Annotated in this window: 26 protein-coding genes; 19 read left to right on the top strand and 7 right to left on the bottom strand. The window is 65.0% G+C overall.

All coding sequences use genetic code 11. From position 1 onward, the window contains the following. Window positions 1-225: 225 nt before the first annotated feature. Entirely contained in the window at window positions 226-1,128 is a 903-nt protein-coding gene (locus D9V28_RS11775; RefSeq protein WP_121659930.1) for an EamA family transporter, read from the top strand. Between the two features lie 21 nt (window positions 1,129-1,149). Here D9V28_RS11775 and D9V28_RS11780 read toward each other — a convergent pair whose 3' ends face one another. Continuing rightward, entirely contained in the window at window positions 1,150-1,713 is a 564-nt protein-coding gene (locus D9V28_RS11780) for a dihydrofolate reductase family protein (protein WP_121659931.1), read from the bottom strand. Between the two features lie 130 nt (window positions 1,714-1,843). Between D9V28_RS11780 and D9V28_RS11785 the strand changes: the two genes are divergently transcribed. After that, window positions 1,844-2,209 carry a hypothetical protein gene (locus tag D9V28_RS11785; RefSeq protein WP_121659932.1) on the top strand — a complete coding sequence of 122 codons (366 nt, stop codon included), beginning with the start codon at window positions 1,844-1,846 and terminating at the stop codon, window positions 2,207-2,209. Window positions 2,210-2,344: 135 nt separating this feature from the next. Beyond that, window positions 2,345-2,623, top strand: a complete 279-nt coding sequence (locus D9V28_RS11790; RefSeq protein ID WP_229728032.1) for a hypothetical protein — start codon at window positions 2,345-2,347, stop codon at window positions 2,621-2,623. Window positions 2,624-2,653: 30 nt separating this feature from the next. On the opposite strand, the gene D9V28_RS11795 is transcribed toward D9V28_RS11790, so the two are convergent. Continuing rightward, window positions 2,654-3,481 (bottom strand): putative bifunctional diguanylate cyclase/phosphodiesterase, encoded by an 828-nt coding sequence (locus tag D9V28_RS11795; protein ID WP_121659933.1) that lies wholly within the window; start codon window positions 3,479-3,481, stop codon window positions 2,654-2,656. A gap of 216 nt (window positions 3,482-3,697) precedes the next feature. Here D9V28_RS11795 and D9V28_RS11800 point away from each other — a divergent pair, with 216 nt between their 5' ends. The 3 genes from D9V28_RS11800 to D9V28_RS11810 all read left to right on the top strand — a co-directional run bounded on the left by D9V28_RS11800 (window position 3,698) and on the right by D9V28_RS11810 (window position 6,402). Next, window positions 3,698-4,510, top strand: coding sequence for an alpha/beta fold hydrolase (locus D9V28_RS11800; RefSeq protein ID WP_371870007.1), 813 nt, complete (start codon window positions 3,698-3,700; stop codon window positions 4,508-4,510). Continuing rightward, window positions 4,507-5,943, top strand: coding sequence for a diguanylate cyclase domain-containing protein (locus D9V28_RS11805; RefSeq protein ID WP_121659935.1), 1,437 nt, complete (start codon window positions 4,507-4,509; stop codon window positions 5,941-5,943). Before D9V28_RS11800 ends, D9V28_RS11805 begins: the two co-directional genes overlap by 4 nt. A 129-nt stretch (window positions 5,944-6,072) precedes the next feature. Beyond that, window positions 6,073-6,402, top strand: a complete 330-nt coding sequence (locus tag D9V28_RS11810; protein ID WP_121659936.1) for a DUF7882 family protein — start codon at window positions 6,073-6,075, stop codon at window positions 6,400-6,402. Window positions 6,403-6,695: 293 nt separating this feature from the next. Here D9V28_RS11810 and D9V28_RS11815 read toward each other — a convergent pair whose 3' ends face one another. Together D9V28_RS11815 and D9V28_RS11820 are read right to left on the bottom strand one after the other, a co-directional pair. Beyond that, entirely contained in the window at window positions 6,696-7,682 is a 987-nt protein-coding gene (locus D9V28_RS11815; protein WP_121659937.1) for a cation efflux transmembrane domain-containing protein, read from the bottom strand. Then, entirely contained in the window at window positions 7,679-8,161 is a 483-nt protein-coding gene (locus D9V28_RS11820; protein ID WP_121659938.1) for a transporter substrate-binding domain-containing protein, read from the bottom strand. The genes D9V28_RS11815 and D9V28_RS11820 overlap by 4 nt, the downstream gene beginning before the upstream one ends. A gap of 152 nt (window positions 8,162-8,313) precedes the next feature. Here D9V28_RS11820 and D9V28_RS11825 point away from each other — a divergent pair, with 152 nt between their 5' ends. The 7 genes from D9V28_RS11825 (at window position 8,314) to D9V28_RS11855 (ending at window position 15,874) form a co-directional block, all read left to right on the top strand. Next, a complete protein-coding gene (locus D9V28_RS11825) occupies window positions 8,314-8,745 on the top strand; it encodes a hypothetical protein (protein WP_121659939.1) in 432 nt (143 codons plus the stop codon). Window positions 8,746-8,971: 226 nt separating this feature from the next. Continuing rightward, on the top strand, window positions 8,972-10,609 hold the full coding sequence (locus D9V28_RS11830) for an ABC transporter substrate-binding protein (protein WP_121659940.1): 1,638 nt from the start codon (window positions 8,972-8,974) through the stop codon (window positions 10,607-10,609). Continuing rightward, entirely contained in the window at window positions 10,606-11,538 is a 933-nt protein-coding gene (locus D9V28_RS11835; protein ID WP_121659941.1) for an ABC transporter permease, read from the top strand. Before D9V28_RS11830 ends, D9V28_RS11835 begins: the two co-directional genes overlap by 4 nt. Next, window positions 11,535-12,458, top strand: a complete 924-nt coding sequence (locus D9V28_RS11840) for an ABC transporter permease (protein ID WP_121659942.1) — start codon at window positions 11,535-11,537, stop codon at window positions 12,456-12,458. The genes D9V28_RS11835 and D9V28_RS11840 overlap by 4 nt, the downstream gene beginning before the upstream one ends. Next, entirely contained in the window at window positions 12,455-14,098 is a 1,644-nt protein-coding gene (locus D9V28_RS11845) for a dipeptide ABC transporter ATP-binding protein (protein WP_121659943.1), read from the top strand. Before D9V28_RS11840 ends, D9V28_RS11845 begins: the two co-directional genes overlap by 4 nt. A gap of 50 nt (window positions 14,099-14,148) precedes the next feature. Continuing rightward, on the top strand, window positions 14,149-15,399 hold the full coding sequence (locus D9V28_RS11850; protein ID WP_121659944.1) for an acyl-CoA dehydrogenase family protein: 1,251 nt from the start codon (window positions 14,149-14,151) through the stop codon (window positions 15,397-15,399). Window positions 15,400-15,658: 259 nt separating this feature from the next. Then, a complete protein-coding gene (locus D9V28_RS11855; RefSeq protein WP_147440975.1) occupies window positions 15,659-15,874 on the top strand; it encodes a hypothetical protein in 216 nt (71 codons plus the stop codon). A gap of 39 nt (window positions 15,875-15,913) precedes the next feature. On the opposite strand, the gene D9V28_RS11860 is transcribed toward D9V28_RS11855, so the two are convergent. Further along, window positions 15,914-17,314, bottom strand: a complete 1,401-nt coding sequence (locus D9V28_RS11860; RefSeq protein WP_121659946.1) for an LLM class flavin-dependent oxidoreductase — start codon at window positions 17,312-17,314, stop codon at window positions 15,914-15,916. 28 nt (window positions 17,315-17,342) lie between these two features. Further along, window positions 17,343-18,365, bottom strand: coding sequence for an aldo/keto reductase (locus D9V28_RS11865; RefSeq protein WP_121659947.1), 1,023 nt, complete (start codon window positions 18,363-18,365; stop codon window positions 17,343-17,345). 241 nt (window positions 18,366-18,606) lie between these two features. On the opposite strand from D9V28_RS11865, the gene D9V28_RS11870 reads away from it, so the two are divergent. The 5 genes from D9V28_RS11870 to D9V28_RS16335 all read left to right on the top strand — a co-directional run bounded on the left by D9V28_RS11870 (window position 18,607) and on the right by D9V28_RS16335 (window position 21,441). Next, on the top strand, window positions 18,607-19,728 hold the full coding sequence (locus D9V28_RS11870) for an iron-containing redox enzyme family protein (RefSeq protein WP_121659948.1): 1,122 nt from the start codon (window positions 18,607-18,609) through the stop codon (window positions 19,726-19,728). 5 nt (window positions 19,729-19,733) lie between these two features. Further along, complete coding sequence (locus tag D9V28_RS11875; protein ID WP_121660132.1) at window positions 19,734-19,937, top strand: CDGSH iron-sulfur domain-containing protein; 204 nt, start codon at window positions 19,734-19,736, stop codon at window positions 19,935-19,937. Between the two features lie 250 nt (window positions 19,938-20,187). Next, window positions 20,188-20,469 carry a metal-sensitive transcriptional regulator gene (locus D9V28_RS11880; protein WP_121659949.1) on the top strand — a complete coding sequence of 94 codons (282 nt, stop codon included), beginning with the start codon at window positions 20,188-20,190 and terminating at the stop codon, window positions 20,467-20,469. A 34-nt stretch (window positions 20,470-20,503) separates the two neighbouring features. Continuing rightward, window positions 20,504-20,899, top strand: a complete 396-nt coding sequence (locus D9V28_RS11885) for a heavy-metal-associated domain-containing protein (protein WP_229728030.1) — start codon at window positions 20,504-20,506, stop codon at window positions 20,897-20,899. Between the two features lie 47 nt (window positions 20,900-20,946). After that, window positions 20,947-21,441: a heavy-metal-associated domain-containing protein gene (locus tag D9V28_RS16335; RefSeq protein WP_229728028.1), complete on the top strand. Its 495-nt coding sequence runs from the start codon at window positions 20,947-20,949 to the stop codon at window positions 21,439-21,441. On the opposite strand, the gene D9V28_RS11895 is transcribed toward D9V28_RS16335, so the two are convergent. Then, window positions 21,438-22,175: an alpha/beta fold hydrolase gene (locus tag D9V28_RS11895; protein WP_121659950.1), complete on the bottom strand. Its 738-nt coding sequence runs from the start codon at window positions 22,173-22,175 to the stop codon at window positions 21,438-21,440. The two genes, D9V28_RS16335 and D9V28_RS11895, sit on opposite strands and share 4 nt — an antisense overlap. Before the next feature lie 157 nt (window positions 22,176-22,332). Here D9V28_RS11895 and D9V28_RS11900 point away from each other — a divergent pair, with 157 nt between their 5' ends. Beyond that, window positions 22,333-22,650, top strand: coding sequence for a putative quinol monooxygenase (locus D9V28_RS11900; protein ID WP_121660135.1), 318 nt, complete (start codon window positions 22,333-22,335; stop codon window positions 22,648-22,650). The last annotated feature ends 137 nt before the right edge of the window (window positions 22,651-22,787 follow it).

Here is a 22,787-nt window from a genome sequence, read left to right on the forward strand (position 1 = left end):
GGCGTGCTCCGTTCCTGAACAGCGGCGCTGAGTGCGACGATATTCCTTACAGACGGATGTCGTCTAGTGCGAAATCACGCAGGTCGCGTGATCACGCGGCCCGGAGCATCCGCTGGCCTTCGTCCGTTTCACGAAACAGCACGTCGCGTTACCGCGCGACCGACAGCATCCGCTCGCTCTCGACCGATTCACGAAACACCCCGCGTGCGCCCTACGCTCGATCTCATGACAGCGATCGCGCCGAGCCCAGCATCGCGCGCGCCTGTGACCGCGGTCGGCCTGGTGCTGGTCGGCCTGCTGTGCCAGGAGTTCGGGGCGTCGTTCGCTGTGCTGTTGTTTCCCACTGTCGGGCCGCTCGGCATGGTGGCGCTGCGGCTGGCGTTCTCGGCGATTCTGCTGATGGCCATTGCCCGGCCGCGGCTGCGCGGATACTCCCGGGGTGACTGGCTCACCCTGTGTGGCTTCGCGATTGCACTCGCCGGCATGAACGCGCTGTTCTACGAGGCGCTCGCGCGCCTGCCGCTCGGGCCGACGGTGACGATCGAGGTGCTCGGGCCGCTCATCCTCTCGGTGGTGGTGAGCCGGCGCGCCTCGAGCTGGTTGTGGGCGCTGCTCGCGTTCGTCGGTGTTGTGCTGCTCGGCTGGGGTGGAGTGGACACGCTCGACCCGGTCGGTGTGTTGTTCGCGGCCGGCGCGGGTGCGGGATGGGTGGCGTACATTTTGCTCTCAGCACGAACGGGAGCGCGGTTTCCGAAGCTCGACGGCCTCGCGATCGCCATGACGATCGGCGCGGCGATCACTCTGCCGTTCGGAATCGCCGATGCAGGTGCAGCCCTGTTCTCCCCCGGTATTCTGGCGCTTGGCGCGGCCGTTGCCGTGCTGTCATCGGCGATCCCGTACGCGCTCGAACTGTTCGCGCTCCGGCGGCTGCCTGCGTCCGCCTTCTCGATCCTCATGAGCCTCGCGCCAGCCATGGCTGCGATCGTCGGTGCGATCGTGCTGCACCAGCAGCTGACACTGCTCGGCTGGGTTGCCATCGCGCTCGTTGTGGTGGCGAGCGCTGGCGCTGTGCACTCGGCGAGCGCTCGCGCTCGGCGGCGGGTCGGAGTAGGCGAACCTCTCGCCTGAGGGGTCGATGCCCGTACTCCGCTACCGCTTCACTTTGTAGTGGAGGTAGACCACCCCGGAGTCGAAGGTACGCGTCTCCACCAGTTCGAGGTTTGACCGGCGCTCATCGTGAGCAAAGTACGGCACCCCACCTCCGACCAGGACGGGCAGCACCCGGATGAGGTACTCATCGATGAGGCCCAACCCCGCGGCTTCGGCGGCGAGCGTTGCACCACCGATTCCGATGTTGCCTTCCCCCGGCTCCGCGCGCAGGCGTTCGATTTCCTCGGCGAGCCCTCCAGAGGCGAGACGCGCATTGCCGCGCACCTCCGACAGCGTGGTGGAGAAGACGACCTTGGGGAGCCGATTCCAAATCGTCGCAAACTCACGCTCCAACGCGGTGACGGACGCATCCTCCTCGGCGCCGTCCCAATAGAGCATCGATTCATACAGTCGCCGGCCGAGCAGGTGGATTCCGAGCGCGCGCACCTCGTCGGTGGCGAGTTGGAACACCTCTTCGTCCGGCGCAGCCCAATCGAACTGTCCGTCCGGCCCGATCACGTAGCCATCGAGTGACATGGTCAGGGAATAGGTCACGTTTCGCATCTGGAACCTCCACGTTTGTGGCTGCCATCGTATGACTTCCCGTTCACCGCCTTCCAGCGATTCTCGTATCTCGGCTGGCAACTCGCCCGGCGAGATCGCCGCCCCGTGCTGGCGATGACAGAATGACAGAGTGACGTCCAACTACCCCGAGCTCGATGGCTACGAGCCCAGCGACGGTCGCCCACTTCCTTCGCAACGCCTGCTCAAGCCGATGCGGTTCCTGGTCATCATCGGGGTGATCGCCCTCGTCCTTCCGGGCATCCTCGTCACCATCTCAACCGCGACCCACACCGCGGACGTAAGTTGCTCGCTCGTTGTCGAGCGGGACGCGCCGTACGCCATCGGTTCGAGCGCTCGGTTCGAGCTAGTCGGGCCCGAGGGCCCTTCCTGGTATTGCTACGCCGAGATCCGCGACGAGCCGGACCTCCTGCTCGCGGCACTTGGCCCCATTCCGGGCGCTCCGCCACCACCTCAGCCCGGACTCGTGCGCAGCTAAGCGACAGCGAACCGATACCGCCAGATCGAAAAACCGCAAGCCCTCCCCGGATGTCGGGGACTTGAACCCGCAGCCGCTAACGTTGGAGACGATGCGAAGGCTGTCGCCTCGCCACGCACAGACAGGGATTACTAAGTGATTGTTCACAGGCTGACCGTTGACGGACGCGACTACTTCCTCCCAGACCCGGTGACCGAACTGCGGGGACAGATCCTCGAAGCGATCAAAGCCGGCGGAGGGTATGTAACGATCCCACCGCTGCGCGGCGGACCGGGTCTCGACATTCTCTTCTCGCCGGGTATGCCGGTTTCCTGGAGCCAGATCGACGTTGGTGGAGACAGCACCGAGGCTGGCGCTGCTGACGCGGGAGACCACGCTGTCGCCATGGAAGACGACTCCTTCAGCGGACTCTAAGAACCTCGCCCGTTCCTGACGGGAACGTACTCAGTACATTTCCGTCAGGAACCCATCCAGTTCGTCTACGGGCAGCGGCTTGCCAAACAGGTAGCCCTGCGCGCGATCGCAGTGGATCCGTTGCACCAGATCGAGTTGCTCGGCCGTCTCTACGCCTTCGGCGACCACACGCACGCCTCGCTCCTGCAGCAGTGCGACGGCCACGGCGATTAACGCGCCGTTGCTCTTGGTCTCCTGAATGAGCGACTTGTCGATTTTGAGCTCGGTGATCGGCAGGTCTCGGAGTTGCGCCAGCGACGAATGACCGGTGCCGAAGTCGTCGAGGGAGACGCCGAGGCCGATGGCGCGAAGCCGCTCCAGGCGCTGGGCCACCCCGGCAACGTCAGAGATAACCTCAGACTCGGTGATCTCAATGGTCAGTGTGCCGGCCGGGAGGTTATATTCCCCGAGAAGGTTGTAGAGCCGGTCGAACACCTCCGGCGTCGCCAACTGCAGGGCCGATACGTTCACCGAAACGTGGATCGCAAGACCGTCGCGGCGCCACCGAGCCGCGTGACGGCATCCCTCCTCAAGCATGTACGCACCGATTTCATGAATCAGGCCCGTTCGTTCAGCGACGGGGATGAAGTCGGCGGGTGGAATCAGGCCTTTCGTCGGGTGGCGCCACCGAGCGAGAGCCTCCACCGCTGTGATCTTGCCGGTCGTCACGTCGATCTGAGGCTGGAAGTACGCCTCAATCTCTTTTCGTTCGACCGCGCCGACCAGGTCTTCCTCGACACTCATTTCGCGCTCCCGCAGCTGACCGACCACATCGTTCGGACAGCAATCGAGGTTGAACGCGAAATAAGCATGATTCATCGTGCATGCTGCATACACGAAAAATCTACGCTCCCACCCGGGGGGTGAGTGTGCGTATAATTTCCGCCCGCCGTTCGGCGCCTGCGAATTTCCGTCGGATTACTCCTCTTGCTTTGCTCCGAAACGCGCGCTCCACTACGATTTTCTGAGCCGACATCGCGCGGCACCGACGAGTGGTTTCTCGGATTTTCGTCAGGGTTATCAGCAGGAGCCGCAGTGAGTACAGATCAGTTGAGTCATGTCCGCGCCAGGAACAATGTGACGGTGTCAGGCAACCCCTCTGGACGGCCAATTGTTTTCGCGCACGGATTCGGGTGCAGTTCGGAGATGTGGCACGCTGTCGCCCCTCGATTCGAGGACGAGCATTGTGTTGTGCGATTCGATCACGTCGGGGCTGGCCGAAGCGACCTGAGTGCCTACGACAAGGGTAAATACGACTCTCTCCACGGCTACGCGGACGATGTGCTCGAGATCCTCGATGACCTCGACCTTACCGATGCGGTTTTCGTCGGGCACTCGGTGAGCGCGATGATCGGGGTGCTCGCGGCAACGAAGAATCCGGCCAGGTTCGGGGCGCTCATCCTCGTTGGCCCATCGCCCCGTTACATCAACGCCGACGGGTACGTTGGCGGCTTCGAACGGGCCGACATTGACGCGCTCCTGGACTCGCTCGACGCGAACTACCTCGGCTGGTCCGCCTCAATGGCACCACTCATCATGGGGAACAGCTCCCAGCCCGAACTCGGCGAGATGTTGACCGAGAGCTTCTGCAGTATCGACCCCACCATTGCTCGGCACTTCGCCCGCGTTACTTTCCTCTCGGACAACCGTCACGACCTCCCCCTGGTCACGACTCCGACGCTCGTGTTGCAGTCCCAGCAAGACATCATCGCTCCCCTCGAAGTTGGACAGTTCGTGCACGAGTCGATCCCGGGCAGCGTCCTGGTTGTGCTCGACGCCACAGGGCATTGTCCGAACCTCTCGGCGCCTGACGAGCTCACCGCCGAGATCCAGGCGTTCCTCCGGTGACCGACCCGGCCGGTGTCGGTCCTGCAGAGCCCTCCCCTGCGCAACCAGGCAGCGACTTCGAGGACCTTTACGAGAATGCTCCGTGTGGCTATCTGGTGACGTCGGCCGACGGCAGGATCACGTCGGTGAACACCACCTTCACCCGAATGATCGGCCACCCGCCTCACGAACTGCTCGGGCGCAATTTCCAGGCGTTGCTCACCGTTGGAAGCCAGCTGTTCCACGAAACCCGGTACGTGCCGACGCTCCGGCTGCGAGGACGAGTCGACGAGATCGTGCTGTCCTTGCAGTGCGCAGACGGAACCAACCTGCACACCATGATCAACGCCATCCAGAACGGCGTGTCAGGTGAGGTGCGTCTCGCCGTCTTCGACTCCACTGCACGTCGCGACTACGAACGCGAGCTTCTTGAGGCTCGGCGCGCGGCCGAAACGTCAGAGGCGCAGGTCCGGATCCTGCAGCAGGCGTCGACCGCATTCACCCTCGCAGACACGGAGAGTGCCCTCACGGCGGCTCTCGCGGAAAACGTACGCGAGGCATTCTCGTCCAGTTTCACGGCAATCCTGCTCTTCGACGAAGCCGGGGTGCTTCAGCTCGCAACCGGGTCGCATCCGCTTCTCGAATATATTCACGCCGGGTGGGACACTCCGTCCACTGACGCCGTTCGCCTCAACCAGGTTGTCATCGTCCCCAACCTCGACGAAGCCCAGAAGATGTACCCGCACCTGGTCCCGGTCTATCACGCCAACCAGCTGCAGACCGCGATCGCCTCACCGCTCACCGACAAGGGCAAACCGGTCGGAGTAATCTCGTCGTTCTTTCGGCGGGAGCGCAACTTTGACCCGGAACTTCTCGAACTGCTCGGCACCCTGACCCAGCAGGCGTCGCACGTGCTCGCGCGCATCCGGCTGCAGGGGCAGCTCGCTCGCATGGCACTGCACGACCAGCTCACCGGGCTGGCGAACCGCCAGTTGCTTCAGGTGCGACTGAACCAGGCGATCGCCGCGGCCGAACGCAGCGGGCGGCCACTCGCCGTTGTGTTTCTCGACCTCGACGGCTTCAAAGTTGTCAACGACAACTGCGGGCACGCCATCGGCGATTCGGTGCTGAGCCAGGTGGCCGACCGTCTGCGCACATCGGTGCGCGCGGCCGACACCATCGGGCGATACGGCGGTGACGAGTTCGTTGTCATTTGTGAAGACACCGACGCGGATGCCGTCAGTCACGTCACCGACCGGATCCTCGCGTCGGTCCGAGAACCGCTTGAGGGCGTGCCGGACGAGTACCCGGTCTCAGCGTCGATCGGAGTCGCGTTGCTGGTGCCGGACGCCGGGTCCGCTGTCACGACAGACGGCATCCTCGGGCTCGCCGACGCTGCGATGTACCAGTCGAAGAATGCCGGCAAGGACCGGGTCACCGTCGTCGTCGTTTAGGCCTTGCCTGACAAGTCACCGGCGAACCGTATTGTGGTGCGGAAAACGGGTGAGCGCTCCCATAGAATCAAGAAGTCCGTTCGGCCATCTGCCGAGGGGGCTTTTCAATGCATGACGGAGGTTTGCCCGGTGGGAACGCTCACTTACGACTCAAAAGTGACAGCATCGATCGACGATCGGATTCTTGCTCACCTCCAGATCGTGATGATGGCGAAGCTGCGGCGCGGCGAATCGTTCGCGTTCACCTGGAGTGAGAAGGCAAACGGCCTCGGTCGAACCACCATCTGGATTCACTCGGCGATCTCGTTGACCTTCCAGTACTACGGCGGCAAGAGCCCGCTCATCAACTCGGCCTGGGTGCAGGCCCTCGTGCGATCGTCGAACTCCGTGTCCGGGCTCGAGATTGTGCCTGAGCCGCCGGCCAGTTCCGCGCGGCCAGCGCCCGATCCCGCAGTCTAGCTTCGGTCGTTTCTCGCGCTGCCTGGGTCGTTCGCGTCGGCCGGGCGGAGTTCCGCATCGCGCCCCAGCGTTCGTGTGACACTTTTGGTGGGTGCCAGCGCCGGCGACCCACAACAACTGTCACCTGAGCCGAAGTGCCCGTTTGGGCCGCCGGATTCGAGTGACACTTGTGGTGGGTTGGCGTGCCTGCAACCCACAACTACTGTCACTCGAAGCGCTGCCAGCCTGCAAACACAACGGACACGACGCCCGACGAGCGCAATGCGAATGCGATGAGCCATCGGGGTAGACGCTCAGCGGTGGGAGGACACCCTTGGGTCGCGAACGACGTCGGGCAGCTCTGGCACCGGGACGATCACGATATCCTGCACCTTCCAGTCCAGGTCGACGCACGCCTCCCGAGCCTCATCGAGCTGGGTGACGGTGATTTCCCGCGGATGACGGGGCACCACAAAAGCCTCGATGTGAAAAACGTGACCCTGATCGCGTACGCGGGAACCGGCATCCGCTATCCAATCCAGTGAGCGCAGGTAGTCATCGACCTGGTCGACGATCGGGTGCGGTTTCGCGTCGTCGAAGGTCATGGCGCGCATGTCCATGAGGTCTTCGATCGCCGCCCGGATGTTCTTCACTCCGTCCCAGAGGATGCTTCCGGCGATGAACAGCGCCGCAGCGGAGTCAGCCCACCACAGCCCGAGGCCGATCCCGCCGACTCCGACGATGGAGCCGACGGCGGTCATCCAGTCGGCCTTGTTCATGTCGGCGTCGGCATAGAGCACCTTGTCGTGCAGTTCGCGGGCGAGCTTCATCTTGGCGCGACCGATGAACACCGGCGGCAGCGCGATGAGTGCCATCACACCCATCATCAGCCAACCGAGCCAGAACACCTGGCCGAACAGTTCGACCGAACCGATGCTCGGGTGCTCGGCGGCGAGCAGCCCGGACGCCGAGTCGACGATGAGGAAACTGCCCATCGTCACGAGCGCGACCGCAGCGACGAGGTGCCCGACGCCGACCGAGCGGTGATAACCGTACGGATGCTTCACCGTTGGTTTGCGCCGGGCAACACGAACCGCAACCAGGAACACGATCGGCGGGATGAACGACAGCAGGTCCTCGATCCAGGCAGCCTTCATGGCCTGCGAGTTGCCGAGCACGAGAAACACCAGCGTGACGCTGACGGCCAGGAAGGCGATGGTGATCCACTCGAGCCGGATCGCTTTTTTGAGGATCTCCGCCTGCTTCGCGGGAAGCGCGGTGTGACCGAAGCTGATCGTCATGGTGCGCTCTCCTGGCTTCCAAGGAACCTCTCCAACTCGACGAGGAACGCGTTCTCCCCCATCGCCGCGGCCATCACGTGCTTTCGAGTCGCGCCATCGTCGGTGGTCACCTGGTCGAACGGCTTGGTGATCGCCGCCTTCTCCGACCAGGGCGTGGTGTCGGTGAGGCCGCCGATGACCATGTCGAGCCGCCCGGCCGCGAGGTCGGTGAAGAGCTTCTCCTCACCGCCCTCTGTCCACACCACTTCAGCGTCGATGGTGTCGGCGAACTCTTCCACGAGTGTGACTTCGATTCCGGATGCTTCGCCACCGTCGGTCATATCGGCCCAGTTTCCGTTTGGCGACAGTCCAACCCGCAGTGTTCCACCCGTGACTCGCTCGAGGGTGCCATCGGGGTCGGCGGGAAACTGCGACGCGCAGCCGGTGAGACTCAGCACCAGGCCGGCGGCGGCGAGCGCTCGGATCGCGGGAGTGTTCATGCCCACACCATAACGAGAAGCACAGCCGCCGATCTGGAGCTTGACAGGCCGCGACAACTGTGGGGCGAACGGGCGATCATCCGCCCTGCGCTAGTGTCGAACGAGCACTGCCCCGAGCGTCTTTTCGGGACGCCCGAATCCGGGAAACCGCAATGACCGAACGACTGAATGAGGACAAACCTGTGAAGATCCGCAAGCTGAGTGCCGTTGTTCTTGCCGGCCTGGTCGCGACGGTCCTTGTGGCATGCGGCGGAGGATCCGCGGTGGCATCCAAGACGGAGTCATCACTGAATGAGGTGCCGGGTGTGGTGTCCGCGAAAACCGAGTTCCGGAACAGCGCAGGCATGAGCTCGCGCATCAATGTGCGCATCATCGCGTCACCCGATGCCGACCTGTACACCGTGCTTGACGATTCGCTTCGCGCGTTTGCTGACGCGTCAGGAGACACAAAGGGCTCCATCTCCGTGTCATATTACGTGCACACCGAGGGAGCCGAAGAGACCGGCATCCGTCCCGATGCTGCCGGCCTGAAAACGACGCCGTCGGTGGACGACATCCGCAACTACGCCGGTTACGGCGGCTAAACCTCACGTGAGCGTCGCGCGAGTATGCCGCACTCGAGCGGCGTCTCGCCAAATATGACGAAACAAATTCGGTGCCGAGAGCCGAATTCGTAACAGGCCACAACAGAACGTAACGCAAGCCAACATCACGTAACCGTGAGTTTGACGTCGCCTCGACCTTCGCCAGTCTTGGGCTACTCGATCGGAATTCATTTCGACCGCCGCCACCCATCCTGGAGAAGAACTCATGCCTGTTACCCGCGGACGATCCACGCTCGGTCTCGCGCTCCTGATGAGCGCAACACTTCTCTCCGGATGCGCGTCCGGAAGTGCGGCCGAAAAGTCGAGCACCGGCGACCCCGTCGACGGCGGCACGCTCGCCCTCTCCATCTCGACCGAGCCGGGGTGCCTCGACTCGCACTCGATCTCGGCCACGCAGCACCAGTTGCTCGGCCGCATCATCTACGACAACCTCGTCACGCTCGACGAGGACGGCAACATTGCGCCATACCTGGCGAAGAGCTGGGACATCTCGGAGGACGGCAAAACCTACACGTTCACGCTTGAGGAGGGGGTGACGTTCAGCGATGGGTCGCCGTGGAACGCCGAGGTGCTCGGGCAGAACTTCGAGCACATGAGGGACCCGGCCACGAAGTCGCCGCTGGCCGCCGCCTACATCGCGCCGTACGTCGACGGCACAGTGATCGACGAGTACACCTTTGAGGCGCACCTCTCATACGCATACACTCCCTTCCTCTACAACCTCGCCCAGTCGTGGCTCGCCATGACCTCGGGCAAGGCGATCACCGAATCACCAGAGACGCTGTGCCAGGCGCCGGTCGGATCCGGGCCGTTCGTCGTCGAGGACTACAAGGTCGGCCAGAGCATCAGCTACGTCAAGCGGGAGGGTTACAACTGGGGGCCGGATTGGCTCGGCTACGACGGCGAAGCGCACCTCGACGGCATTGAGATCACTGTTGTTCCTGAGGCCGTCATCCGGTACGAGACACTCGTCTCGGGCCAGTACGACATCACCGAGAATCTCCCGCCGCAGAACGCCGCAGCCATTGAAGCGAACGACGCGTTCGTTTACGAGAACCTCATTCGAGCTGGCAGCCCGTACGCGCTGAGCTTCAACCTGTCACGGGCACCGTTCGACGACATCCGGGTGCGTGAGGCCTTTGTCGCGGCCGTCGACCGGGACGCGGTGACAGACAGCGTCGGTTTCGGTACATACACGCCCAAGGACAACTTCCTCTCCTCCAAGACGCCGTACTACGACGAGACCACAGAGGGCAAGCTCGACTACGATCCCGATCAGGCGAACGACCTGCTTGACGAGGCCGGCTGGACCGTAAAAGACAGTGACGGTTACCGCACGAAGGACGGCAAACGACTCACAGTTGTTGTTCCAACCGTCGAGAGCGCGACGCCGAGCGCCCTGCTTGTGCAGCTCCAGGGCGAGGTCAAGAAGGTCGGCATCGAGCTCAAAGTCGACCAGTACCCGCAGGCGCAGCTGACCGAGATCCGGTACGCGGGCGACTACGACGGCCTGGCCGGCGTCTGGCACACCAACACGCCTGACGTGCTCTTCATCCGTCACCACAGCAGCGAGATCACCGGTGAGCGCATCGGACAGAACTCGTCGTACCTCTCCGACCCCGAGCTCGACGAACTGCTCCAGGCAAGCCGCGGTGCGACAGACGGTGACGAGGCGCGTGAGGCGTACTCGAAGGCCCAGCACAGGCTTCTCGAACTGGTGCCGGGCCTGCCGCTCTACGAGAACCCCAGCCAGTGGGCGTACGCCAAGAACACGGTCCAGGGAATCGTCACAGACACCTCCCACCCGGTGCCCGTCTTCACCAGCGCGTGGCTCGACCGATGACGATTCTCCGGCGAATCTCCACGCGGCTGCTCCTCGGAGTGTTCGTGCTCTGGGGTGCTGCAACGCTGACCTTCCTGGCGTTGTACGTCACCCCAGGCGACACGGCACTGATCATCCTCGGCGGTCCTGACGCCCGTCCGACCGCCGAGGCCATCGCCCAGGTTCGCCAGGACTACCTCCTCGACGAACCGTTCATTGTCCAGTACCTGCACTACTTCACCCAGCTCCTGCAGGGAAACCTCGGCGAGTCATACCGGCTGAGAATGCCAGTGACGGATGCCATCGGTCAGCAGGTCGGCCCAACCGCTGTCCTCGCAGGAACAGCGGCAGCCCTCGCCCTGGTTTTGACCGTCGCCATTGCGGTTCTCACCGCTCAGCGCACACCCTGGCTCCGCGCCCTGGTATCGGGCATCGAGGTGGTGCTCGCCGCCACTCCGAGCTTCATCATCGGATTCGCGCTGCTCATCGTGTTCTCATTCACTCTTCGGCTGGTGCCGGTGGGTGGCGGTGACGGGCTGGTCCCGCTCATCCTCCCGGCGTTCACGCTTGCGCTCGCCCTGGTCGGTTCACTGTCGCAGGTGCTACGAAACGAACTGGAGGATGTGCTCGAGCAACCATTCGTTCTCACGGCCAGGGCTCGCGGAATGCGCGACCTGTCAGTGCGGGTGAAACACGCGCTGCGACACGCGATCCTGCCGACCATCACGATGTCCGGTTTTGTCCTGGCCGCGCTCCTCGGCGGCTCGGTCATCGTCGAGACGCTGTTCTCCCGGCAGGGGGTCGGCGGGCTCATGCTGAGCTCCGTCTACAACAAGGACCTCCCCGTTGTGCTCGGCATCGTCCTGATTTCCGCTGCCGTCTACGTCGTCGTCAACCTGATCGTCGACATCCTGTACACCCTTGTCGACCCGAGAGTAGTCACATCATGACCAGCAGCCACCTCGTGACGGTGCAGAGTGAGGGCATCGCTCCGGCGTTACCCGCCGACGTCAGCCCGCTTCCTGCGCCTGCTCCGGCGGCACGGCCGAACCGCCGCCGCCGCCGGTTGTCCCCCGGCCTGGTGCTCGCGATTCTGTTCCTCGGCTGGGTGACCGTCGCTTCCCTGGCTCCCCAACTGCTGACCTCGGTCGACCCGCTCGAGGTGTCACCGGCGAACAGCTTCCTGCCGCCCGGCCCCGGCCACATCTTCGGCACAGACGAGTCAGGGTCCGACGTGTACAGCCGGATCGTTCACGGCACAGGCACATCGCTCCTCATCGGCCTCGCCGCGACAGCGATCGGTGTGGTGTTCGGCACGATCATCGGGCTGATTGCCGGGCTCAGCAACAGGGTCGTGGAGAGCGCCGTCATGCGGTTCCTCGACGTCACCCTCGCCGTGCCTGAACTGCTGCTGGCGCTGGTCGTCATCGCCCTCATCGGCGGCGGCACCCTCAACGCCATCCTCGCCATCGGCGCAGCCGGTATCGCCTACTACGCGCGGCTCGTTCGGGCACAGACCCACATCGTGCGGCAGTCTGCCTACGTTGAGGCCGCGTCCACCCTCGGCTTCTCCCGCCTCCGGGTCATCGTCACCCACGTTCTCCCCAACGCCATCAAGCCGGTTCTCGTTCTCGCAACCATCGGCATCGGCGGCGCGATCGGCGCGGGCGCATCGTTGAGCTTCCTGGGCCTCGGCACTCCGCCCCCTGCCCCGGAGTGGGGCGCGATGCTCTCGGTTGGCCGCAACTTCATCTCCAACGCGCCGTGGCTCATCCTCGTGCCATCCGCGTTCCTCGTGGCGACGGTGCTCGCCATCACGGCGATCGGGCGCGAACTGCGTCGCCGTTCGGAAGGCAGGGTTTCCCGATGACCGCACCACTGATCGATGTGCGCGGCCTCTCGGTCGACTTCGGCCACAAATCACACGCCACAACCGTCGTCCGCGACCTCTCCTTCGAGATCTCCCGCGGCGAATGCCTCGCCCTGGTCGGCGAGTCCGGTTCCGGTAAGTCGGTCACCGCACGCAGCCTCGTCGGCCTCACCGGCATCGGCTCAACGGTTCGGGCGGAACGGCTCGCGTTTGACGGCACGGACACCCGGAACTGGAGCGACGCCTCATGGCGGTCGACCCGGGGCGACCGGATCGGTTTCGTGCTGCAGGACGCACTCTCATCACTCGACGTGCTGCGAACGGTGGGCGCGGAGATCGGCGAGCCGCTCAAACTGCACACAACCCTGTCCAGGCGAGAGCGCACCGCGAAGGTACTCGAACTGCTTCGCCGAGTCGGGGTTCCCGAACCGGAACTGCGGTTCGGACAGTTCCCGCACCAGCTGTCTGGTGGGCTTCGCCAACGTGCGCTGATCGCGTCGGCGATCGCCGCTGAGCCGGAGTTCCTCATCGCGGACGAACCGACAACGGCGCTGGATGCGTCGATCGCGTCCCAGATCCTGCGGCTGCTCGAAACCCTGAAGGGCTCGTCTACCGGCATGCTCGTTGTCAGCCACGACCTCTCGGTCGTCGCGCAGATCGCCGACCGCATCGCCGTGATGCAGCACGGCGAGATCGTGGAGGAGGGCACGACGGAAGCCGTGCTCTTCGATCCCCAGCACCCGTACACCAAGAGCCTCATCGCCGCGGTCCCGTCCCCGACCTCGCGTCGACGTCGACTGTCTGCCGTGGACGCCACCGCTGCCGTGGCCGCACCACGGCTGCCGCGACCGGACTCCGGTTCTGCCCTGGTTGTCGTCGAGAACGTGTCGAAGAGTTTCGTCGGAGCTGACCGGGTGCGCCGGACGGTCGTGGACGACGTGTCGTTCAGCGTCGCCCGCGGCGCGACCCTCGGGATCGTCGGCGAATCCGGGTCGGGAAAAACCACAACGGCACGCATCCTCGCGAACCTTGAAAATCCGGACTCCGGCTCGGTGTCCATCGACGCCGTGAGCTGGAGCTCCGCCACCCCGGCGGAGCGAAGCAGGCTGCGCCGGCAGGTTCAGGTGGTCTACCAGGACCCGCTGAGTTCGTTCGATCCCCGATTCACCGTGTCGCGGATCATCGGCGAAGCGGTAGCGGCCAGCGGTCGCAGTTCACGCAGCGAACGAGCCGCCCGGGTGTCAGAGCTGCTCGGCCTTGTCCGGCTGGGGCCGGAGCACTCCGACCGCCGACCGATCGAACTCTCCGGCGGGCAGCGCCAGCGCGTGGCGATCGCCCGGGCACTCGCGGCGAAACCCACGCTGCTCGTGCTCGACGAACCGGTGTCGGCTCTCGACGTCTCGGTTCAGGCCCAGGTCCTCGACCTGCTCACCGACCTGCAGGACGAACTGGACCTCACCTACGTCTTCATTTCGCATGACCTCGGCGTAATCTTCCACATCAGCGACGAGGTGCTCGTGATGAAAGACGGCCGCATCGTCGAAGCTGGCGCTGTGGACGATGTGTTCAGCCGTCCGTCACACGGGTACACCAGAGGCCTGCTTGACGCGCTGCCCCATTTTGATTCGGCGCGTGCGTAACGGCATCCGCCCTCTGACATAAATTTCGCACCTAAGAAAAGGAACATTTCATGCCCACTCTCGAGAAGCCCACGGATGCCTCCACCCTCACCGATGAGGAGCTCAGCACGCTTTTCGCGCCCGTTTTTGAGCGCATTCGGGCGGGCGCTGTTCAGCGGGAGACCGATCGCGAACTGCCGTTCGAGGCTGTCGGCTGGCTGAAGGAGGAGGGGTTTGGCGCTGTGCGGGTACCCCGCGAATTCGGTGGGCTTGGCGCAAGCGTTCGCCAGCTCGCCCGACTGCTGAGCGAGCTCGGTGCGGCGGACTCGAACCTGCCGCAACTGTTGCGCGGGCACTTTGCCTTTGTCGAAACGCGCCTGGTGCATCCGGACGCTGTTGTGCGTGAGAAGTGGTTGCGCCGGGTCGCGGCGGGTGACCTGGTCGGCAATGCGTCGAGCGAGCTGACCGGCGCCTCGCTCGCCGACGTCAGTACGGTGGTTGCCGAGGAAAATGGGCGCTATTTCGTCACCGGCACGAAGTATTACAGCACAGGCACGATCTTCGCGGACTGGGTGAGCGGAAGCGCTCGCGACGCTAACGGCGGACGCCTCTCCTACGTCGTGCGCACCGATGCCCCAGGTGTCGAGCGCCTCGACGACTGGGACGGCTTCGGGCAGCGCCTGACCGGGAGCGGCACCACCATCTTCGATCACGCCGAGGTCGACGCTGATGACCTCACCCGGTACACCGACGGGCGCATCAACCACGTGACGGCGTTCTTCCAGCTCGTGTTGCTTGCCACCCTGGCCGGCACAGGGAAGGCTGTGCTGCGCGACGCCGTCGAGTTCGTGCGCCCGCGCACCCGCACGTTCATCGCGGCCAGCAACCCGCTGCCGCGCGAGGACCCGCTCGTGCAGAGTGTTGTCGGCGAGATCGCCTCGGCCTCGTTCACGGCCGACGCCCTTGTGGCGAGCGCGGCCGAGGCCGTTGACGCCGCGTACCGCAGCAACGACGGCGGCACCCTGGATGATGCCGCGGTGACCGCAGCCGAGGTGGCCGTGTTCTCGGCGCAGGTCGCGATCGTCGACGTCGTTCTGGGCGCGGCGACCCGGTTGTTCGAGGTCGGAGGGGCGTCGGCCGCGTCGTCGGCCCGCAAGCTCGACCGGCACTGGCGCAACGCCCGCACGGTCTCCTCGCACAACCCTGTGATCTACAAGAAGCGCACGGTCGGCGAGTTCTACCTCAACGACCGCTCCCCGAACGCCGCCTGGAAGGAGCTGCGGGAGGCCGCGCAGGCCGCCACCACCTCGATCACCTCGTAGGCGGACCGCGGCTGAAGGTAATAGCGCCGGGAAAAGGACGTCGGAAGCCCATTTCGTCCTTTCCCCGGCGCTTTCTTCGTTGGGGCGCCCATGCCGCTGCGGCTGCGGCTGCGGCTGCGGCTGCGGCTGCGGCTGCGGCTCCAGCCGGGCGTACGCACACTCTGGTTACAGGAAATTGCACGCTTATCAGGACGATCCCGCCATCTACGTCCTGATAACCGTGCTCTTTCCTGAAAAGCGGTCGAAGGAGGCGGTGGTGATGCCAGCAACGACGAAAACGGATGCCATCCCGCGAGTCGCGCGGGATGGCATCCGTCATTCTTGTGGTGTTATCAAAGAAGACGGGGGCGCCACCGTCATCCTCATCGCGAGCGTCCTTCTGAGGGTCATCGGCACCGGCCTCAGTTGGGTGTGGAGTGCACTCGTTACAGGGAATCGCACGCTTATCAGGACGATTTCGGCGATCACGTCCTGATAAACGTGCTCTTTCCTGAGAAGCCGTCGAAGACGAGGGTCAGCGGTAGCGGATTGGCTCAAGCGGGGCGTCGAGGTTCGCACCGCCGCGATACCGGGCCGCAACGTGACGCTCGGGCAAGCGGGACTGCCCCTCGCCGAACAGCCGCTCGCGAAGGGTCTCACCCTCGGGGTACGCCTCGCGCATACGGCCGCGCTTGCGCAGCTCGGGAACGACGAGTTCGATGAAGTCCCGAGCGGTCTGGAACGAGTGGTACTGGCGCAGGTTGATGCCATCGATGCCATCGTCGTCGAGCCAGCGCTCGATCTGGTCGGCCACCTCGAGCGGTGTGCCTGCCACGAAGAAGCGGCCCTCCCTGCCCGCGGTGATCCGGGTGAGGGCCTCGTCGACCGTCGCATCGGGGCTCATGCTCGAGAGCATCGGGTGCGGGCCGACGTCGTCAATCACCTCGGCGATCGTTGTGCCGGTGGGGTATGCGGTGAGGTCGAACGGCAGGCTGCCGTGGGCGAGGACTCCGTCGACGCTTCTGTTCTCGCGATAGGTCTTCAGCTTTCGAGCGACCTCGGCGTCGGTGCGGCCGACGACAACTCCCGCCTGAACGATGAACCGGATGTCGTCGCCCCGCCGCCCCTGGCGGATCGCTGCGTCGCGCATGTCCTGCGCGTTCTTCTGGAAGTCTTCGACGGTGCGGCCGCCGGTGAACACCACTTCGGCGTGACGGCCGGCGAACTCGATTCCCTCCGGGGAACCGGTGGCCTGGTAGATCACCGGGGTGCGCTGCAGCGACGGCTGGCTCAGGTGTGGGCCGGCCACCTTGAAGTGCTCGCCCTCGTGGTGAATGTATCGCACCTTGTCGGGGTCGGTGTAGACCCGGTTCTCGCGGTCGTTGAGAACGGCGTCGTCATCCCACGAGCCCTCCCACAGTTTGTAGAGCACGTCGAGGTACTCATCGGCTCGTTCGTACCGCGTGTGTTTGGGCATCTCGCCGTCGAGCCCGAAGTTGCGTGCGGCGTTCGGCAGGTACGAGGTGACGACGTTCCAGCCGATGCGCCCCTTGGTGAGGTGGTCGAGCGTGCTCATCCGGCGGGCGAACGCGAACGGCGGCTCGTACGTGGTTGAGAAGGTCACACCGAATCCGAGGTGTTTGGTCACGGCGGCCATCGCGGGGATCACGAGCAACGGGTCGTTGTTGGGGATCTGCACTCCCTCGCGCAGCGCCGTCTCCGGCCCATCACGGAACACGTCGTACGCTCCGACAACGTCGGCCAGGAAGATGCCGTCGAACCCGCCTGCCTCGAGCAGCTGCGCAAGCTCGATCCAGTAGTCGATGTCGTTGAACCGGTGCCGGTTGTTGCCAGGCAGCACCCACAGCCCGTGCGAGATGTGGCTGACACAGTTCATTTCGAACAGGTTGACGATGAGCTTCTTGGGTTCCGCCATGGGGAGTCCTTTCTGTGCCGTTCGGGGCTTAGAGATCGTGCGCGTGTTCCCGCTGCTCGCGCCCGCGCGAGATGTACAGCGGGTCGCTTGCCCGTTCGCCCTCAACTCCCGCGTAGATGCCGTCGAGCAGGGTCAGACTCTCCTCGCTCAGCCCGAGCGAAACGGCCGTGATGTTCTCGTCGATGCGGTGCGCCTTGCGAGTGCCCGGGATGGGAACAACTGGCACACCCAGCCGCCGACCCGATGCGTACACCCAGGCGAGCGCGACCTGCGCGAGCGTCAGGCCCTCGGCGTCGGCGACCTGCCGCACCGCGTCGACCAGCCGAATGTTCGCGGCGAGGTTCTCCTCATCGAACCGCGGAAAGTTGCGCCGCGCATCGGTTGCCCCGAGGCTCGCGGTGTCGGCGACGGCACCGGTCAGGAACCCACGCCCGAGCGGGGAATACGCGACGAAACCAATGCCGAGCCGCGTCGCTGTAGGAATCACGTACTCCTCGACGTCGCGACTCCACAACGACCACTCGCTCTGCACGGCCGCGATCGGGTGAACGGCGTGCGCTCGTTCGAGTTCGAGGGCCGTCACCTCCGACAGCCCGATGTGCCGAACCTTGCCAGCGGTGACCAGTTCGGCGAGCGCGCCCACCGTCTCCTCGATCGGCACACGCGCATCCACCCGGTGGTAGTAGTACAGGTCGACGCTGTCTGTGCCGAGCCGCTGAAGGCTCGCGTCGATCGACTCGCGCACATAGGCTGCGTCGCCGCGCGCGCGAAAGCCCCCGTCGTCCGGCGTGCGCAGAATGCCGAACTTCGTGGCGAGCACAACCTCGTCCCGCCGCGTCCGCAGCACACGCGCAAACAGCTCCTCGTTTGCACCACCGCCGTACACGTTCGCCGTGTCGAGGAACGTCACTCCGATGTCGATCGCGTGGTGAATCGTCGCGACCGAGGTTGCCGGATCGGCAGCACCATAAACATCCGTCAGCGCCATGCCACCGAGCCCCTGCGCAGAAGTGGTGAGGCCGTCGCCGAGTTGAACCGTTGGAATTGCCATGTCACACGTCCATTTCGCTGGGAAACCGGGGATGCATTCACCCTAGGGCTGGCGCTGTGCGCGCACGCGGTCGCCCGTCGCACTCCGTCATATTTCGAGCGGATGCCACGGGGCACGCAACCGAGATCGCAAACGCCCCAGCGCGCTCACCCGCAGAACGGTGCGTAGCAGAAAACGGCCGGCGTTTCAGCATCGGGCCCGAGCCTTGACGACGGTTCTCATTTTTGGACACAGTGGAGAAATGGCACTGACCCTCCCCTCCGATTCCCGACAGACGAACTCCCCCGCGCCAGAGCGCGCCGGGGCGCCGAGCACCTCGACCGCCCGCGGACCGCTCAGCGACCGCATCCTTCACGTGATCCTGCGCGAGCCAACCGGCGACGACGCCCTCGACGGCACCACTGACCTCGCCGCTCGAGCCACCGTCGCGGTGGAGGCGTCGACCGACATCGCGCGCGACGACGACATCCAGCTCGCGCTCTTCCTTCTCTATGGCCTGCACTATGGGTCGCTGGCCGACGCGCACGACGGATGGGAGTGGCATCCGCATCTCATCGCCGCCCGACGCGTGCTCGAGGCCGCGTTCGAGGCCCAGTTGCGGCGCGACGTGCCGATGCCCGAACTGCCGGAGCCGACCGCCGCTGCGGTCGCCGAGGCGCTCTTCACCCTGACCTCAGCCGAGAGCGACGGGCCGAGCCTGTCGCGCTTCGTCGCTGCGAAGGCCACGCGTGAGCAGCTCGAGGAGTTCCTCATCCACCGCTCGATCTACACGCTCAAGGAGGCCGACCCGCACTCGTGGGCGATCCCGCGACTGACCGGCCGGCCCAAGGCCGCGCTGGTCGAGATCCAGGCCGACGAGTACGGCGGAGGCCGCCCCGACCGCATGCACGCCGCGATCTTCGCTGGCACGATGCGCGGCGCCGGGCTCGACGACACCTACGGCGCGTACCTCGACTTCGTGCCAGCCGTGACGCTCGCGTCGCTCAATCAGATGTCGATGTTCGGGCTCAACCGTCGCCTCCGCGGCGCGATCGCCGGGCACCTGGCCGCGTTTGAGATGACGTCGTCGATTCCGAACGGGCTGTACGCCCGCGGGTTCCGCCGCAACGGTTTCGACGACGACGTCTGCTACTACTTCGACGAGCACGTCGAAGCCGATGCGGTGCACGAGCAAATCGCCGGGCGCGACCTCGCCGGCGCGCTGGCCGAAGACGACCCCACTCTGCTGGCCGACATCGTGTTCGGCGCCGCGGCGTGCCTCACCGTCGACGGTTGGGCAAGTGACGTGATTGTGGAGGCGTGGATGGCTGGCGAATCAGCCCTGCGGATGCCACGGGCAACGACGGCCGGAATCGGCGCGTGACCGGAATGGCTGGCCGGGTAGATCCCCCACAGATTGTCGCCTGCCCCAACGGGCCGCTGCTCGTGCGCGGCGACATGGACCTGACCACCCCAGACGGTGAACCGATCGAGCGCACCCGCAAGACCGTGGCCCTGTGCCGGTGCGGAGTGTCGGCGATCAAGCCGTTCTGCGATGGCACCCACAAGGCGATCGGGTTCAAAGCGCCGTAGCTCTCCTCGCTCTACCCGCGAGATGCTGGGTTTGCGGGGTCCGCTTTTACGCGACCCCGCGAACCCAGCATGTCGCGGTGCTAATCGGCGGGGCATCGACCGCGAGCAACAGGGCGGCACAGAGATAGCGCCCACAGAGGGACGAAAGTGGGCTCTGACCTCCTTGCGTCGCGTTGATCTCCTTGGGCGGCGGCGATTGCCAGGGATACCCCGGCAGGGTATTGTGGAAGGGCAGCGCAACGGAGGACCCATGCACGGATATGTCGACAACAAGGCCGACCTGGTGAAGCGACTTCGCCGGGCCGAGGGCCAGGTTCGTGGCATCCAGCGCATGGTGGAAGACGATGTGTATTGCATCGACATTCTCACGCAGGTGTCCGCGGCAACGAAGGCTCTCGAGACCGTCGCCCTGCAACTGCTCGACGATCACCTCAGCCACTGCGTCGCCGAGGCGACCCGCGAGGGCGGCCCTGTCGCCGACGAGAAAATCCGCGAGGCGTCCGCTGCGATCGCGCGGCTCGTTCGCTCCTGACTTCCTTTCACAGTTCACCTTCCCAAGGAGATTCATGTCAACCCACATTGACCTCGGCCTGACCGCGCGCAACGACCTCGGACTCACCGACGTGAACGCCGGGAGCGGCTGTGGATGTGGCCACGGCGGTGGCGGTTGCATGTGCGGTGGACACGGTGCGGGCGCGAGCTCCGCCGTTGCTCCCGCATCGGCGACCGCCGTTGTGACCGAACTCTCCGTCTCGGGCATGACCTGTGAGCACTGCGTGAAGAGCGTCACCGAAGAGCTCGCTGAGATCTACGGAGTAAACGGTGTCGACATCAAGCTCAACCCGGAGGGTGTCTCTTCCGTCGTCGTGATGAGTGATGCACCTCTCGACAAGGCTCACGTCGCGGCCGCCATCGAAGAGGCCGGCTACGCGCTGGTCAGCGCGCCTCTCTCCGCCGACTAACGTAGGCTGCAAACGCCGTTCACCACCGCGCACCCCAGGAGTTACCCATGGCAACCGGACCCAACCACGACCTCGGCCTGACCGAGAAGCGTGCCGGCCGTACCGCGCCGAGTGACGGATGTTGCGGCGACGCTGGCGGCGGGTGTGGCGGCGGTGGCTGCGGCGGAATGTGCGGAAGCGAGAGCAGCACCGAAAACACGACCGGTGGGTGTGGCTCCGGAGGCGGTTGCGCGTGCAGCACACCGCCTGCCCCAACGATTCGAGCCGACTCCGTGATCGGAGCGCCCAAGGTTTCCGGCTCACGGGCACGCGTCTCAACCGTGCTCGAGGTCACTGGCATGACCCGCGCGCGCTGCATTGTCACCGTGATGAACACGCTTGAACGCGTGAAGGGCGTCGATTCCGTCGACGTCGATCTGAACAGCGGCGGAGTCTCGCGCGTCACCGTGCTCAGCTCGGGCGAATTGGATTCAGCCGTCGTCGGATCTGCGATCGACGAGGCCGGCTATGCCCTGGTCGGCGAACTCGCCGCCGCTCGCTAACCGTCGCTCTCTTCAACAGCGGCGACTGCCGCGAGGATCGCGTCAACCGTGAATGACGGTTGCGACACCATCGAGACGTGCGACGCTGCGACCTCCGTGACGGTCGCTCCAGCGCGCTCGGCCATGCTGCGTTGGACCGATGGTGGAATCACCTTGTCTTCGGTGCCAATGACCGCCCAGCTCGGAATGGTCTTCCAGGCGGGTGCTGCCGAGGGGGCGGTGTTGGCGCTGAGGCTGATCGGTCGTTGAGTTGCGACGATGAGCTCCCGCTCCGACTCGGGTAGGTCTTGGGCGAAGGAGTTGTGCACGGTGGCCGGCTTGAGGAATGCTTCAGCATCACCCTCCGGTGCGCCGGGGTAGCCAACAATGTCAAGGACGGTGGTGGGATCGGGAACGGCGAGTGCCGATTCCGAGCCGCCGAGGATCTGGAAGACGAACTCACCCTCGTCCGGGATAAAGGCGTCGGTGTAGACGAGCGCACGCACGTCCCCGCCGCCAGCTCCGGCGTTGGTGATCACGAAGCCGCCGTAGGAGTGGCCGACGAGTACGACAGGGCCGGTCGTGCGCTGGCTGAGGAACGACGCGATGTATGCGGCGTCGGATGCGACGCCGCGCAGCAGGTTCGGCGGAGCGAAGACAGTGAAGCCCCGGTTATGCAGGTCCGTCGCGACGGCGTTCCAACTTGACGCGTCGGCCCAGGCTCCGTGGACGAGAACAATCGTAGGTTTGGTCATAGCAGTATCCCTTTCTCATCGGGACAACCGCGAAAGCGCGGCTGCTGCCCCGCATCGTATTCCTGAAGCACGCTGGCGCAACAGACACATGAAGAAGAAACCTGTGTGGCGTGCGCGAGGCGCGACCGTGCTCGCTCAGCCGGTAACATCGGGCAGCATGAGCCAGCCCATCGTTGTCACCGCACACTTCGTTCCCGCCGTCGGCCAGTTCGACGCCGTCCATGAGGCGCTTCTGCCTGCCATCGCCGCCGTGCACGAGGAACCGGGCTGCATCCTCTACGCGATCCACCGGACGCCCGAGAACACGATTCTCATGATCGAGAAGTGGGAATCGGCCGAGCTGCTCGACGCCCACGGAGCCGGCGCTGCCGTTGCCGCTCTCAACGCATCGCTTCAAGGTAAGCTCGCGCGCCCGGTTGAGGTCACCCGCCTCGAGCCGTTGCCCGCCGGCTCGGAGATCCAGGGCGAGCTCTAGTTCAGCCCAAGCGCGCAACCGCGGAACCGGGGAGCTCGGTCCGTTCGCGTTCCGACCTCCCCTCCCGCCGGACGATAGACCCGGACCAGTTCCCGCGTCAATCAGCGAACCACCGGTGCCTCACCCCCGTACGAGAT

The sequence above is a fragment of the Mycetocola zhadangensis genome (genome assembly GCF_003668565.1).
Classification (GTDB): domain Bacteria; phylum Actinomycetota; class Actinomycetes; order Actinomycetales; family Microbacteriaceae; genus Mycetocola_A; species Mycetocola_A zhadangensis.